At 43.5% G+C, this 17011-nt stretch carries 8 protein-coding genes; 5 read left to right on the top strand and 3 right to left on the bottom strand.

What is annotated here, in order from left to right; all coding sequences use genetic code 11:
• Positions 1-236: 236 nt before the first annotated feature.
• Both NG821_RS05375 and NG821_RS05380 read right to left on the bottom strand, forming a co-directional pair.
• On the bottom strand, positions 237-1520 hold the full coding sequence (locus NG821_RS05375; RefSeq protein ID WP_252760643.1) for an ammonium transporter: 1284 nt from the start codon (positions 1518-1520) through the stop codon (positions 237-239).
• Positions 1521-1591: 71 nt separating this feature from the next.
• Positions 1592-1948, bottom strand: coding sequence for a P-II family nitrogen regulator (locus NG821_RS05380; protein WP_252760632.1), 357 nt, complete (start codon positions 1946-1948; stop codon positions 1592-1594).
• A 355-nt stretch (positions 1949-2303) separates the two neighbouring features.
• Here NG821_RS05380 and dapF point away from each other — a divergent pair, with 355 nt between their 5' ends.
• The 3 genes from dapF (at position 2304) to NG821_RS05395 (ending at position 7072) form a co-directional block, all read left to right on the top strand.
• Positions 2304-3149, top strand: a complete 846-nt coding sequence (dapF, locus tag NG821_RS05385; RefSeq protein WP_252760633.1) for a diaminopimelate epimerase — start codon at positions 2304-2306, stop codon at positions 3147-3149.
• A gap of 57 nt (positions 3150-3206) precedes the next feature.
• A complete protein-coding gene (locus NG821_RS05390) occupies positions 3207-4457 on the top strand; it encodes an LL-diaminopimelate aminotransferase (protein WP_252760634.1) in 1251 nt (416 codons plus the stop codon).
• Between the two features lie 428 nt (positions 4458-4885).
• On the top strand, positions 4886-7072 hold the full coding sequence (locus tag NG821_RS05395) for a glutamine synthetase III family protein (protein ID WP_252760635.1): 2187 nt from the start codon (positions 4886-4888) through the stop codon (positions 7070-7072).
• 404 nt (positions 7073-7476) lie between these two features.
• Here the strand turns inward: NG821_RS05395 and NG821_RS05400 are convergent, their stop codons facing one another.
• Entirely contained in the window at positions 7477-11049 is a 3573-nt protein-coding gene (locus NG821_RS05400; RefSeq protein WP_252760636.1) for a glycosyl hydrolase 2 galactose-binding domain-containing protein, read from the bottom strand.
• A gap of 935 nt (positions 11050-11984) precedes the next feature.
• Here NG821_RS05400 and NG821_RS05405 point away from each other — a divergent pair.
• Positions 11985-15188 carry a SusC/RagA family TonB-linked outer membrane protein gene (locus NG821_RS05405; RefSeq protein WP_252760637.1) on the top strand — a complete coding sequence of 1068 codons (3204 nt, stop codon included), beginning with the start codon at positions 11985-11987 and terminating at the stop codon, positions 15186-15188.
• Between the two features lie 19 nt (positions 15189-15207).
• Positions 15208-16863 (top strand): RagB/SusD family nutrient uptake outer membrane protein, encoded by a 1656-nt coding sequence (locus NG821_RS05410; protein WP_252760638.1) that lies wholly within the window; start codon positions 15208-15210, stop codon positions 16861-16863.
• Positions 16864-17011 lie beyond the last annotated feature (148 nt).

Here is a 17011-nt window from a genome sequence, read left to right on the forward strand (position 1 = left end):
TCTATTTATGTTATTAAAGTTTGCTGACTTTTTCAAATTAAAAAGGGTCTCCGGATCATTTCCGGATTCCAAGAGAAATGCTTGACGTCTTTCAATTTTCAATGGACCGATATATTTTCTTACGATCGGAATGAGTAACAAGGGCCTTCCATCGAGGACTCACCATCCTCGACGGAACGGCCTATCAATTTGGCATCAAAAACATATAAGTTATTTTCCTCAAAGGCATCCGGAGATCAATAATTATAAGCAGATTCTCCATGTTCATAAATATCGACACCCTCCTCTTCCTCACGTGGGGCAACTCTGATTCCGACAAGTTTATCCACGATCTTGAATAAGATAAATGTAATCACGGCACTATAAACGATTGAGAACAATGTGGCGGCCAACTGCACCCCTAACTGATGCCAGTTCCCATAGAGTGCACCGTCAACGCCTCCTGTCACTGCCTTGGTAGCAAAGACACCGGTAAGTATAGATCCTACAATACCTCCGATACCATGAACGCCGAAAGCATCCAGTGAATCATCGTATTTAAATTTCGTCTTGACCACTGCCACCATAAAGAAGCAGACGATGCCTGTGGCGAGGCCGATGGCACAAGCTCCCAGTAGTCCTACTGATCCTGAAGCCGGAGTAATGGCTACAAGTCCTGCGACCGCACCTGTACATACACCTACTGTCGTCGGCTTGCGATTGAATATCCAGTCAATGGTCATCCATGTCAGTGCTGCAACACAAGTGGCGACATGTGTCACCAGGAAAGCATTGGCATCCAACCCGTCAGCAGTCAAACCACTGCCAGCATTGAATCCGAACCAACCCAGCCAAAGACAGGCAGCGCCGATGAATACGAAGGGGACACTATGTCCCGGAATAGGTTTGCCGGGGCGATAATCCCTGCGTTTGCCTAATAACAAAGCCATCATAAGGGCAGAAATACCTGCATTGATATGAACGACTGTGCCACCTGCGAAATCGATGACACCCAGTTGCTGCATCCAGCCACCGCCCCAGACAAAATGTGCCATTGGGTAATAGGCGAAGATCGACCATAAGATCGTAAAGAGCAAAAATCCGGAAAACCTTATCCGCTCAGCAAAGGCGCCGATGATCAAGGCGGGCGTGATAACAGCGAACATACACTGGAACAGGACAAAACTTATCTCCGGGACATTAGCCGGAGTGACGACTGAAGAAGTCGTGACACCATGTAAGAACAATTTGTCAAATCCTCCTATGAAGAATCCTGGCAGAGTACCGCTCAAACTTTTGCCAAAGACAAAACTATAACCGAAAAATACCCATAAAAGACTGACGACTGCCGTACACATCAGGCATTGCATGAGGATACTCAGGACATTTTTCTGACGAACTAATCCACCATAAAACAAAGCCAGTCCCGGAATGGTCATAAACATCACCAATACTGTCGCCATTGTCAGCCATGCCGTATTGCCACTATTAATCGCAGGTGTTGCACCTTGAGCAAAAATCGTCATTGGCATAGTAAACATCAATACAGTCAAAGCTTCTATTTTCTTTTTAAACTGTTTCATATTGTTTATCCTTTTTAATCTATTACCAACTACTTTTCTTGTTCTGCATTATAAAGGGCAATATTCCCCCGCTCATGGGTTCTGATCCTGATGGCGTCTTCCACAGGAATGACAAAGATCCGACCATCGCCGATCTCACCAGTATAAGCAGCTTTCTCAATGGCATCAATCGTCTTTTCAACATTCTTATCACGAACCACTACATTCACCAACGTGCGTTCAATACAACTTGTCTTGTAACAAACTCCCCGGAAAATACGAGCCTGTCTCATTTTCCCTTCACCGCGGACATCATAGTAGGAAAACCACTCAATGTCTGCAGCAAGTAAAGCTTCTCTCACATCCTCAAATCTTGTCTTCCGGATGATTGCCTCAATCTTCTTCATATCGTACCTCTCTTTTCAAATTTTATTGCAATTACCTTATTTATTCATGGTCAAATAAACAGCCATTTCGAAACATAACGATTATTATTTCTGCAAAGTTATATCTTTTTGTCATAAAGTAGAGCATAAAGTATTCTTTTTGATATTTTATTTTGTATACTATTTCATACTGTTACATAATACGGGATATTATACTACAGATTGTAACAAATATGCTAGAATATCTACCAAATGGAAATATCGTAAAAATTTTAATCATTTTTGTGCTTATTATGTTTCATATTCGAACTAAACGTTATATATTTGCAGTGAGATATAAACGATTTTTACCAAAAACAAGAAAAAAGATAACATAATGTCACAAACCATTCATTTCACCAAGATGCAAGGTGCGGGCAATGATTACATCTATATTAATACCTTATTATATAAGATTCCAGACCCCGTTGCAGAGGCAATCAAGTGGAGTTCTTACCACACAGGGATAGGCAGCGATGGCTTGATCCTGATCGGTAAACCTGAGGCAGAGACAGGCGCTGACTTTTCCATGAGGATCTTCAATGCAGACGGTTCTGAAGCGATGATGTGCGGAAACGGAAGCCGATGTGTCGGGAAATACCTTTTTGAAAAGGGGATGACGACAAAGACTTCCATCCGACTCTTGACAAAATCGGGTATCAAAATCCTGCAACTCCATCTCTCAAAGGAAAAACCGGAGAAGGTTGAATATGTTACCGTAGATATGGGTGAGCCCCAAACAGAGGTACCTGAACAATTCACAGGTCATCACCCTGAGTTGGAAGGTGCGTTGAAGGGTGTGAAAGGTGTATTTGTCTCAATGGGCAATCCGCATTATGTGTTGTTCGTCGATGATCTTTCCAAACTAGATATTGTCAAATACGGCAGCCAACTTGAAAGGAATGAGGCATTCCCACAAAGATGCAATATAGAATTTGCACAGAAAACGGGACTGAATCAATACCGTACACGGGTATGGGAAAGAGGCAGCGGCGTCACCCAAGCTTGCGGAACAGGGGCTTGTGCCACAGCCGTAGCAGCCATCTCTACTTCCGGCAATACTGAAAAGAAAAAGATTGTCATGGATGGAGGGACTTTGGAGATAGAATGGGACAAGAAGAGCAACCATATCTATCTGACCGGACCTGCAGAATTTGTCTTTGAGGGAGATATCCCCTTATAACTTCAAAGAAAAGAAATAGAAATATACAGCAAACTATAACAACAAGAGGAATCGATTATGGCATTAGTAAACGAAAACTTTTTAAAATTACCAGGAAATTATTTATTCGCGGACATAGCAAAGAAAGTCAACGCCTACAAGGTATCACACCCGAAACAGCGGGTCATCAGTTTGGGAATCGGAGACGTAACCCGTCCGCTCTGCCCAGCTGTGATTGAAGCCATGCATAAAGCCGTTGAAGAAATGGCTCATAAAGAGACTTTTAGAGGTTACGGACCGGAAAGAGGTTATGACTTTCTCCGAGAGGCAGTAGCAAAGAATGACTTTGCGCTCCGTGGTATTCATATAGATCCAAGTGAGATATTCATTAACGACGGTGCGAAAAGCGATACTGGAAACTTTCAGGATATCCTGCAACGGGACAATACGATCGGGGTTACAGACCCTATCTATCCTGTCTACATTGATTCAAATGTCATGGCAGGCAGAGCCGGAGAACTGAGAAACGGCAGTTGGAGTGACATCACTTACATGCCTTGTACACAAGAGAACAATTTTATCCCTCAGATTCCGGATCACCGCGTCGACATGGTGTATTTGTGTTATCCGAATAACCCTACAGGCACGGTCCTGAAGAAAGAAGAACTGAAGATGTGGGTGGACTACGCCCTGAAGAATGACTCTCTGATTCTCTATGATGCAGCTTATGAAGCATTTATCAGGGAAGAGGATGTTCCCCACTCCATTTACGAAATACGTGGGGCAAAGAAATGTGCCGTAGAATTCCACAGTTATTCCAAGACCGCCGGTTTTACCGGTGTCCGCTGTGGCTATACAGTCGTTCCTAAAGAGGTCACAACGACTACAGAAGACGGCAAGCAACGCGTGGCTCTCAACCAGATATGGATGCGCCGCCAAAGTACGAAATTCAACGGAACAAGTTATATCAGTCAGCGTGCTGCCGAAGCTATCTATACAAAGGAAGGGAAAAGGCAGACCCGTGAGACGATCGACTATTATCTGGAGAATGCACGCATCATGCGCGAAGCTCTGACCCAATTGGGATTTACTGTCTATGGTGGAGTTAATGCTCCTTACCTCTGGGTCAAGACACCAGACAACACCCCGGGATGGAAATTCTTTGACCAACTCCTTTTCGGTGCCTCTGTCGTATGTACACCGGGTGTAGGTTTTGGTCCTAGCGGGGAAGGATACATTCGTCTGACGTCCTTCGGAGAACGCGAAGATGTAGAAGAAGCCATGCAGAGAATATCAGACTGCATGAAACTTGGGAAATGCAATAAATAACAATGACTATAAAAAGGGACTGGAGAGATTAACAATAGTTCGATGACCCTCAGTTGGAGACAGGCAATTTCGCCACAGGCGAACGTAAAAAGCCTAGTGATAGGCCTACTCCCAATCTGTTATCATTCAGAACAAGACGACTTTACAGAAACTGTTATCTGTCGGAGAACAGCAAAATGCATCTCCTTTCCCTGACTTTTCATTACGGGTCACGGCGAGAGCCAAGACTATACAAGAAAATGAGAAGGATAACATCATATCAGGTTTTACCTTTCAGTCTTAAAGTATTGATACAATCGGCATAAATCCGGCAAATATACAATACATTCATAAAGATTACAAAGACTCTATATAAGAGAGAACAATTAATAACAGGACACCCCATCCACCTGTAAAAAGGACGGAAGGACCACAAAATGCTTAGAAAGATGAACTTAAGATTTGACGCAGTCGCAGAGGCATCACGCAAAAAGCCTCTGGAAGTGAAAGCTCCAGCCGAAAGACCTTCAGAATATTTCGGCAAGTATGTCTTCAATCGTGCTAAGATGTATAAGTATCTTCCAGCCGACGTATTCACAAAACTTACTGATGTCATCGACAATGGGACTCATCTCGACCGTTCTATTGCAGATGCTGTTGCCACTGGAATGAAACAATGGGCTATCGAAAATGGTGTGACTCACTACACGCACTGGTTTCAGCCTTTGACTGAAGGTACAGCCGAGAAGCATGATGCCTTTATCGAACACGATGGCAAGGGTGGCATGATCGAAGAGTTTTCTGGCAAACTCCTGGTCCAGCAAGAACCCGACGCATCCAGTTTCCCTTCTGGCGGAATCCGCAACACATTCGAAGCCCGTGGTTATTCCGCATGGGATCCGACGTCTCCTGTATTCATCATGGATGACACACTCTGCATCCCGACCATCTTCATTTCCTATACCGGTGAGGCATTGGACTATAAAGCTCCTTTGCTCCGTGCGTTGCATGCCGTCAATGTAGCAGCAACGAATGTCTGCCAGTATTTCGGTTCTGACGTCAAACAATGCCATGCCAATTTGGGATGGGAACAAGAATATTTTCTGGTCGACTCTGACCTTTTTGCTGCTCGTCCTGACCTGATTATGACAGGCAGAACGCTCATGGGGCATAACTCGGCCAAGAACCAACAGATGGATGACCACTATTTCGGAAGTATCCCCGAGAGAGTGCAGTCTTTCATGAAAGATCTGGAGATACAAGCCCTGGAACTTGGCATCCCTTGTAAGACCCGCCATAATGAAGTAGCTCCAAACCAGTTTGAATTGGCACCTATCTTCGAAGAGTGCAATCTGGCTGTAGACCACAATATGCTGCTGATGTCACTCATGAAGAAGGTTGCCCGCAAACACGGTTTTCAGGTTCTCCTTCATGAAAAACCTTTTGACGGCATCAACGGAAGCGGTAAGCACAACAACTGGAGTCTGAGTACAGACACTGGCATCTTACTTTATAAACCGGGAAAGACACCTATGGAGAATCTCCGTTTCGTTGTCTTCATCGTAGAAACCTTGATGGGTGTTTACAAGCACAATGGTCTGCTGAAGGCCTCTATCATGAGTGCCACCAACGCGCATCGTCTGGGCGCCAACGAAGCACCTCCAGCAATTATTTCCGCATTCGTCGGCAAACAGTTGAGTGATCTTCTGAATCACATTGAGAAATCTGACAAGAAAGATCTATTCAAGTTAGAAGGCAAAGAGGGCGTCATATTGGATATCCCTGAGATCCCTGAGATCTTAAAGGATAACACTGACCGTAACCGTACATCTCCTTTCGCCTTTACCGGTAACCGCTTTGAATTCAGAGCTGTGGGTTCAGAAGCTAACTGTGCCTCAGCTATGATCGTGCTCAATACAGCCGTTGCTGAAGCATTGACGAATTTCAAGAGTCGTGTAGACGCACTCATCAGCAAAGGTGAAGAAAAGACATCTGCCCTCATCGACGTCATCCGTGAGGACATCAAGACATCTACGCCAATTCACTTTGAAGGTAACGGTTATAGTGACGAATGGATCGCCGAGGCTAAAAAGCGCGGTTTGGACTCTGAGTCATCTTGCCCGGTATGCTTTGACCGCTATTTGGATGCTGACAGTATCCATATGTTCGAAGGTCAGAAAGTGTTGAGCCAGAACGAACTGACTGCCCGCAATGAAGTTAAGTGGGAGACTTATACGAAGAAGATCCAGATTGAAGCCCGTGTCATGGGTGATCTTGCGATGAATCATATTCTCCCCGTTACGACTCATTACCAGAGCCAGTTAGCCAGAAATGTACAAAGTATGATTGAAATCTTCGGTCGTGAAGAAGGCAAGGAACTGACTTCCAGGAACGTCAAACTCATCAAGGAGATTGCAGAACGGAATCAGAAGATTGAGACAGGTGTTGAAGAACTGATCAATGCCCGTAAGGTAGCCAATAAGATCGAAGATCCTCGTACAAAGGCCGTTGCTTATCACGATACAGTCGCTCCTAAGATGGAAGAAATCAGATATCAGATTGATCATCTGGAACTTCTCGTAAGTGATGAACTTTGGACTTTGCCTAAATACAGAGAGTTACTCTTTATTAGATAATACTCAGATAATGGCCCATCTATTTCTATGGGTTGTTAAAGTTTGCGGCGGGGCTGTGTCGGGAGACGTAGCCCCGTTTTTATATGCTGTAAAAGTGATTTTTATCTGCCTGTTTTGATATTGTGCGGAATGAGGTTCCGTTTTATATAGAGCTACTTGACAACTGATTCACATTTACTACGACAACAAGTACCAATCTGCCTGACCGTCTACCCAAAACATAGAGAGGATTTCAAAGTAAAGCGCAGGTTGCAATTGACTTATTCCTTAATCCACAGAAACAATATTTGTATTCTTAAACCGGTTTATTTCATCGAGCACATGCAAAACAAAAATCCCGGCAGACTGTGGATTTCACACCATCAACCGGGAAATAGTCATAAAAGACTTAAAGCTCCTTTATTTCATTGCTCGCCGGAAAGATTAAAACCGGTGACATCCACATGAGGCTCATCCCCCATGCCATCAGCCAATTTATAACTGATATTTATGGTCCGACGCTCACCCGGCATCAAATGAAAATAGTTATCGCTATAAATGACCGGAAGGATCTGCTGTCCTCCGGATCTCAAGAGGTTCAGTCTCAACATCAAGGCGGGAGTTGTATTCGGATTCCAAATTGTCACAATGCCCCTACATTCGTCTCCCTCTTTCCGAAACACCTCTTTGTATTTCACATTCACTTTCGGCAGTGTATTCAGAGCCCTCCAATTATTCTCATCCCTTCCTTCAACATAAAAATTCTCAGAAATCAGTTGTTTCTTTTTCAAGAGTGTCAATCGGATATAATAGACGTCTTTGTCAGGAAGATCGAGTGACAACGCCTCTTTTGTTTCATCCTCCCCGATAGTTACAGGGACGACTTTCTCGCTGATTTTCTTTCCATACATGTCCAGAATCTGAGCCTTCACCGTCAGATTTCTCTGAGGACCTTTGGACACATTGACCACCTCAACGGACTTTTTAGCCGGATTGAACTGGACGTGCAATGGTTCGCAAGCCTTCTTGACACCAAAATAGGCTGCTGTCGGTTCAAAGAAATAATCATAAGTCTGCCAGACCATCGTCGGCCAACAAGGATGACTCATCCAGATCAGGAGTCCCAATCGATTCACTTCTGCACTCTCATACATAGCCCGATAACCGTCATAATTCAGCCACTGAGCCTGCTCAGTAAACTGCTTTGCATCTTTGGCAGCTCCGAAATGCTGTGCAAGTATATCGTTGAACGACTGGCCGTTCTGTGCACCATGGATAGTATAATCATGTTCACCCCAAGCTACATTCTGAGGCCAAAGGGACTCAGGCTCCAAAGTCCGGCACAAACTCTCGTAAGACATCACATTCGGCATCCCCTTTTCAGAATGGAGTTTATTATTCAAATTAGAGAAATAGAAAGAAGTTGGCTTTACCCCATAAGGGCCATGACCGCCAACGCCATAATCTGCAGAACTGGGGATATAGCCCAATTGAGGGTGCAAAGTTTTGACATATTCCTCTAAAGGTTTCTCCAAGGAAGCAGGAGGATCACCTTCGTTACGGCCGACATAAATTCCGAGGCAAGAGTGATTGCGTATTCTCAAGATATAATCCCTGGCATTGTCCAGGAACATCTTATCATCATAAGGATCGGGTCCATCCCAAGGATTGGCTAACCAGAAATCCTGCCAGACCATAATACCATATTTGTCACACGCACGATAGAACTCCTCGTCACCGATTTGCCCTACCCAGTCACGGATCATATTATAGTTCATTTCCTTATGATACCTTACTGCGGTATCATATTCGCGACCGCGGTAATTCAAGTTGATTTCAGAGAATCCCCAGTTTCCACCCAAAGGATTGAAACGTTTCCCATTGATGTACATCTTGAAAACTGTTCTCATATCCTTGTAAGATACCTCCCGTATTCCAGTTTGATAAATCAAGGTATCATTATAGACAGGCACAGTTCCCGTTTCACCTTCAACAGAAACAGCATAACCGGCTTGGTAGAGATACGGTTCTCCGTAGCCATTCGGCCACCACAGACGCATGCGCCTCTGTTTCAATTGCGGAAACTCGTCCGGAGAGAAGGTCACTTCCTTATCTTCCAAAGGCTGCAGATCCACTTTCTTTTCAAAAGAGACAGTGCCGATCCAACCTTTCAAAGTAATCGTCTGAGATTTGTCCTCTTCATTCTTCACCATCAGTTGCGGTAGCATTGTCGCTAACGTATCAGGATGGTTAAGGGTGGTGGTCACCAGCGGGTCATGCAGATAAACCCCTCTGTCGGAAGAGAGATACACATCATTCCAAATCCCTGCATCACGACCGGGCGTACTGGTTATCCAATCCCAGCCGATAGTCGGATGAAAAGTTGGGTTGTCAGCTCCTAATACACCTCCGTTGATATCAGTGCTCTCTGCATTCTTGATCTTTACAGGACCAATATGGGCATTATGGATGATCCTTACTTCAAGGGTATTCTCACCGTCTTTCAGGTATTTAGTCACATCAAAGCGGCCTCGCATGAAAGCACCGTTTATAGTCCCTAAATCATTCCCATTCAGAAAGACTCTAGCTTTCCAGTTAATGCCGTCAAAATTCAAATAGTATTTCTTCCCAACTCTGTTTTGATCTAAATGCTCGACAGTAAACTTATTCCGATACCAGAAATCAGAATTGAAATAAGACTCGGAGATCTGGCGCATATTATTGCCATAACGGTCATCCGGAACTGCCCCTATATTCATATAACTGGTCAAAACTGTTCCCGGAACAGTCCCGCTGATCCATCGGGAGTCACTATCCCGCCGAATGAGCCAGTTGCGATCCAACTGAATGTTAGATCGGTCCAATTGCGAGGCATTGACGAGCAAAGTTCGAACGGAATCCTGCTTGACACTCAGTCCTCCTTTCCCCATAACTTGAACTTCCCTCAAGCCATAAGTCCAAGAACTATCAGGCTTTTCCATCAGAATCCGGACATAACGTCCGTGGGCATCGCAGGAGATGCTATCATTATCAGACGCACCGGAATGTAGATTTGCCACATCAGTCCAAGTCTTGTTATCCTTTGAAACCTGCACCTTCCCAACTAAAGGTCGATGCAGCCAAAACAACTTCACCAGGTTAAAGTCCACATCAGTACCTAAGTCAACACAGAGCCATTGGCTCAGATCAGAAAGACCTTTCAGGTATTTTGAAATCCATACGCTATTAAAGTGGTACGAAGGCATCCAAGATTCATTGGCGAAATGACCGTTGGCTTTTGGACCTAACTCATATAGACGCCAATAAGCCACCCCAGGCATCAGAAAATTCAATTTCAGATGACTATACTCACCCGCATCCTTAATTGGCAAATCCAGATCCAAACGTCTCAAAGGGAGTTTTTCAATAGCCTCTTGTTTATTGGGATCAGAACTCACCATTTGTTGGGTAGCATTTCCAGGAAGACCAGTCCCCTCAAGTTTTCCAATCTCCTTCCAGTTTTTTCCGTCATCAGAAGCCAAGATCTGTATTTGATATCCCTTCGTAGAAATATTGGGGTCAAATGCGACCTCTCCCAGAAGATGCAGAGTTGACAAATTCGTTTTACTGCCAGTCCAATCATATTGGATAAAAGCGTGGTCACCCATCAAGACATTACTGGATACGACGTTCCCGTCAAAAGTTTTTTCGCGATCACGCAGATCCAAAAGACCAGTATTCGTCAGGACGGAAACTGCAGAAGGTTCTCCGGAAGAAAGGATGCCATCAGTTGCCAATTGGGCCGTCAGATTATAATCCAGGGAGGAAGAGGCATAAGCCATTCTATTCAAAGCCACGTTCCTGTAAACGAAATCTTTGCCTAATATCGGAGCTTTGTTCTCGGCAGGATCACCAGGATAGAGACCTATACCCTTCGTATAATGAATGTCTTTAGCTGAAAGAGATGAGGCAGTGCCAAAGGCAAGTACACCCAAGAGAAAAAGGGCTTTGTATTTCATATTGTTAATATTAAAATTTTAATATAATCTTAAAAACGAGTGTCTTTTTCAGATAATTCTTATTATTTCACAAAGATAAGCAATAATAATGAATTGAAAAAGATTAAACGTTATTTTAGAGTTCGTTTGACCTTATTCTTAACAATATCGACAGTTTTACAGTTTACGTTCTTTGATAGTTTTGAGAAAGGAACATAAAACAGCCTTATCTATTGATGAAGCAGCCCCACCATTCAGGATAAAGCCATAGAAATCAGGAAAAGAGGGATGACATCATTTACCGCGAAATCAAACCATACACCATATTCATTTAACTTGAATGCAATAAAATTCGATCCCTATTCCGTTAAATATAACACTAAACTCTTTCCCATTATTAACAGTTAAAATTATAATCCGGTCATGCAACAAAAAAGAAAGAGATATCATATTGCCAATAGCATATCCATATATCATGGATATAAGTTATGTAATTAATAATATAAGATGCACTATGATCATCAATATATCAAAGCTCTTTCATATGTTAAATCTCGTCAACCTTTAGGAATTGGACAAAGAAAACTGTTAACGTTTTATAAATACTGGATATATTTCCATTAATTTAGACTACTTACTAAATTATTATATATATTTGCATAAGTATTATAATAAAGTTATTTAGTATCTTGCATTTCGTAATAATATTTAATAATCAACTCCATACATTAAGTCAAACACGAGGTCTGAGTCAAGTGAAATGGCACATGAAAAGTGTATTTGATTTAGCAAAAGACCGGCTCTTGAAACGAGCTGCCAATAGATTTTCCAAATGCCCTAAAAAAGCATCATATAAAACATGGCATCGTATTTCATTTATCATCACATCATAAAGAACTTCACCAGTACAAGTTTAGGACATTTATTGTGATATTCAATACCAAATAAAAAAGTCTATGAAGATTTTACGGCTTAAAAGAACCCTTTCACAAAGGAAGAAGATTTTAATTATTCTTCCCATCCTGTTTCTATTTATTCTGCCATGCTTTGCTCAAAATGCAATAACAGGTATCATAAGAGACCACTCAGGGAATCCCCTTCCAGGTGTCTCTGTTTCAATAAAAGGCTCGTCAAAGACAGGTACGATTTCCAGTATTGACGGGAAATATAACATTAATGCTCCTGATGAAGCAGTACTTGTCTTTTCCTATATCGGGATGAAGCCACAGCAAGAAAGCGTAAAGGGCAGAAAGACGATCGATGTAACCCTAAATGAAGATCACTCAACGCTGAATGATGTTGTCGTTGTAGGATACGGCATCGAGAAAAAGCAGTCACTTACCGGAGCAGTCTCATCCATCAAAGGAACAGAACTTCTGGAGTCCCCTTCGACAAACGTCTCTAGTTTGTTAGGTGGCAGACTCCCGGGAATATCCTCTATTCAGACATCCGGAGAGCCGGGGAATGACCAGGCGAGCCTTCGTGTCCGTGGTTCCCAATACAGTGTGCTGTATATCATAGATGGGATGCCGAGGGATATCAATGATATTGATCCAAATGACATCGAAAGTATTTCCGTGTTGAAAGATGGCGCTTCAGCAGCAGTATATGGATTAAATGCTGCGGGGGGCGTCGTTATCGTTACGACCAAAAGCGGAAAAGAAGGCAAAACGACTCTACAATACGACGGGCAATTCGGTATTTCCGTCAACGCGAATTTCCCTAAATTCATGAATGGTCCTCAGTATGCCCATTATTATAACATGGCAGATATGATGGATAAACTGGCGAACAAGAGCATCGCATCAGAAGATGATTATACACCCGTATTCTCGGATAAAGACATCAAGGCTATGACAAATGGTGATCCTAATGACGGCTGGGATAATGTCAATTACATTGATAAAGTATTTGGGACGGGATTCAACATGAAACATAATGTGTCATTACAAGGTGGGACAGAAAGCACACATTATTATGTAGGTTCAGGATACATGGATCAAAAAGGCAATATCGACAATTTTACATACCGGCAGTACAATGTCCGCACAAATATAGATTCTAAAGTAGGCAAGCATTTTAGTGTTATATTCGGAGCCGCAGGTACAATCGGACGCCGTTCCACCCCAGGTTATTCTTCTGGAGGGGCAGATGACGGCTCAGAGGGGACAGGAGAAGTCGGTTATCTGTCTATCGTCCATCAAGTCATACAGATGCATCCTTTTCTACCAGAAACTTATAATGGGCAATATACCTCTACCCTGCCCAATAATTCAAGTGTCGCCTATAGTCCTCTGGCAGCCATTCATAAGTCCGGCTATAAAAAGACCCGGAGTTTTGAGTTGAACAGTAATTTCAGCATTCAATATGACGCGCCATGGCTCACTGGCCTGACCTTAAAGGCTACCGGTTCGTATGATTATCTGTCGTCTTTGAGCAAAAACTTGGATACACCTTATAACACGTACTATAAAACATGGTCAGATTTAGACCATTTCAATTTGGCTACGGACCCTCGCGGATATACCACCAATCATGTCTCCGAAGGTCAATACAACACAGAGCAATTGGTCGGGCAGATCAGTGCGGAATATGCGAACAGATTCGGTTTGAACAACGTTGACGCAATGATCCTGGCAGAAGAACGGGACTGGAAATGTAATGATTTCGCAGCTTATGCCGAAAGGGTAGCTTTTGCAGAACTGCCGGAACTCAGTTTTGGAACGGCATTATCGACAGGTTCCCCTATATCCAGTAGCAGTATCCATACCCGGTCTGCAGGATATGTCTTCCGATTGAAGTATGATTACGACAACACCTATCTCGCCGAGTTCAGCGGCAGATATGACGGATCCTATAAATTCAACGGAAACATATCCAGCAAGCGTTGGGGGTTCTTTCCTTCACTTTCTTTAGGATGGCGTATCTCCAACATGCCTTTCCTGAAAAATGCAAGTTGGATCGATGACCTTAAACTCAGAACGTCTATAGGACTCTCCGGCAACTCAGATGACATCTCCGCTTTTTCATATCTGGACACCTATTCGTATGGGAGCAATGTCATACTCAACAATAATTCTTATTCATCCGTCTATACCTCAGTCATAGCGAATCCTAATCTGACCTGGGCAAAGGTCCGTTCACAGAACATCGGTCTTGACGCAACCTTCTGGAGAGGTAAATTAGGCATTGAATTCGACTATTTCTACAACTTGAATTACGATCTGCTCTCTGCTATGGGAGCCGACATGCCACCGTCTATGGGCGGATATTACATGACTTACGCGAACAATAACAGATATGATGTCAAAGGACTGGAACTGACTCTGTCTCATCGTAACGCGTTCAACGTCTGTTCAAAACCTTTCATCTATCAGATCAACTTGAACATCAGCACTGAAAAGAGTAAATGGCTGCGCTATCCTGACAGTCCCAATGCCCAATCATGGCAAAAGACTGTCGGTACAAGTGTCGGCTCTTACAGTGCATGGATCGCAGACGGGATCTTCAAATCCGAAGACGAGATCACTCATTCCGCATGGTATGGGACAAGACCTAATGTGGGAGACATCAAGTATAAAGACCTCAACGGTGATGGTGTCATTGATTCCAAAGACGAAGCTATTACAGCACGTAGCAACAGACCTCAAATCACATCCGGCTTGAACCTTAGCGGGAGTTGGAATGGTTTTGATTGCGCCGTGTTGTTTACCGGAGGATTCAAGTTTGCGGTCTCCTTACTGGGCACCTACTATAACGGTTATGATGACAACACGATCTGGACACAGACCTTTAAAGACGGAGCCAACTCACCCCTTTGGTTAGTCGAGAAATCATACAGTACTGAGAATCCCAATGGAACATACCCCCGTTTGACCTTGTCACAGACCAGTCATGGGGGTGACAACGGATTAGCCTCAACTTTTTGGATGAGAAGCGGAGACTACGTTCGTCTGAAATCCGCTCAGATCGGCTACACCTTTCCGAAGGCATGGATGAGATCTACCAGCATCCAAAAGGTCCGGATCTTTTTGGAAGGCTCGAACCTGTTCACACTGGACCGTCTTCCCAAAGGTGTCGATCCTGAATCACCTCGCGTAAACAACGGCTACTACCCACAGCAGAAAACTTATATGGCGGGAATAACGATGACTTTCTGAATTACAAAAAAGAACACTTATGAAAACGAAATATATCATTCCAATCCTGACCGCAATATTAATAGGTGGTCTAACCTCATGCAACAATTATCTGGATATAGATCCTACTGACAAGATTTCTGAAAAACTGGTATGGAGTACCGAAGACAATGCGAATTTGGCTATTAACTATTTCTATAGTTCCATAGCTGATATCGGGAGTTTCAACACTTATGAATGTGTAGCAGGGATGACGGAAGGACTGACGGATGAGTTGAAATACAGCAGCATGAACAACAATGCCTTGATGTATATCCCCAATGAGATCTCTTATGGCGGAGCGGTATTGACGCCAACTTATGTCGATGTCTACTTCGGTGTCTGGGGAACGACCTATACCTTGATCCGCAGGGTGAATGAAGATCTTGCAGGCTTGGAGAAATACGGCTCTTTCAATGACTCCATCATGTCAAGGATGAAAGGTGAACTGCGCTTTTTCAGAGGTCTCTACTATTTTGAACTCATGAAGCGTTATCATCAGGCGATCCTCTATGATGAAGATATGTCGAAAATCTCGCCCGACAAAGCCCTGAATACGGAAGCAGAAGGTTGGAAATTCATTTATGACGATTTGAAATATGCCGGTGAACATCTTCCCAAGAGTGTTTCTCCTACAGACCGCTTGACAAGTGGAGCTGCCTATGCCTTGATGTCAAGAGCCATGCTCTATTGCAAAAACTGGAGTGCCGTCAAGGAAGCCTCCGAGAAGGTCTTTGCTATGGGGTATCAGTTGACTGCCAATTATGCCGATGCCTTCAAAAGCGGAAACAGTGAAGCGATCTTCCAATATTCCTATAATGCTTCTGATGATGTTTCACACTCTTTCGACAACTATTATGCACCTGGAGGAGATGTCGCCGAGGACGGGAACTCCACTTCAGGTGGGTATGCGACCCCGACACAGGATATGGTGGAAGAGTATGAATTGGCTTCGGGAGGCAAACCGGACTGGAGCAAATGGCATACAACTACAGGTACTAAGGAGACACCACCTTATGACAAACTGGAACCTTGGTTCGCCGCAACGATTCTATACAATGGTTCCTCTTGGAAGAACCGCCATATCGAACCTTATGTCGGAGGTGTAGACGGATGGTGTACGTGGGAAACTGATGCGACCCCGGAAGGACGGACAACGACAGGTTACTATCTCAGAAAACTCGTAGACGAGACTCATAGTTTCTCCAAGGGACAAAACAGCACCCAACCCTGGATAGCGTTCCGATTGGCAGAAGTTGATCTCAATTATGCAGAAGCTTGCTATGAATCAGGCGACAATGCCACAGCTCTCAAATATATCAATAAAATTCGGGAGCGTGTTCATCTTCCGGATTTAACCGGTATCAGTGGGGATAATCTCTTTGCAGCATTGAGACATGAGAGGAAGGTAGAATTAGCATTTGAAGGACTCTATTATTGGGACATGCGTCGCTGGGGGCTTTCTCCTAAAGCCTTTACCGGCATAAGGCGTCATGGGTTTAAGATAGAGAAGAATTCGGATAATTCATTTACCTATACCTATGTCAATGTAGATAACCAAGATCTCAATTATCCCGAAAAACTGAACAGACTTCCCATACCTATTGACGAGATCACGAACAATAAGGATATCGATCAATTCCCGGAATGGAAATGATCATTTATAAAAGCATACCGTTATGAAACGTACATGATCGTCTTTCGCCAAAGGGAATGAAAAGGGATTTTTTGTATCTTTGCCACAGTATAAACCCTTTAATCCTTTAGATATGTCGAATCAGAAGCAAGAAGTCTCCTTTTCAGAA

The organism is Segatella cerevisiae (genome assembly GCF_024054555.1).
Lineage (GTDB): Bacteria > Bacteroidota > Bacteroidia > Bacteroidales > Bacteroidaceae > Prevotella > Prevotella cerevisiae.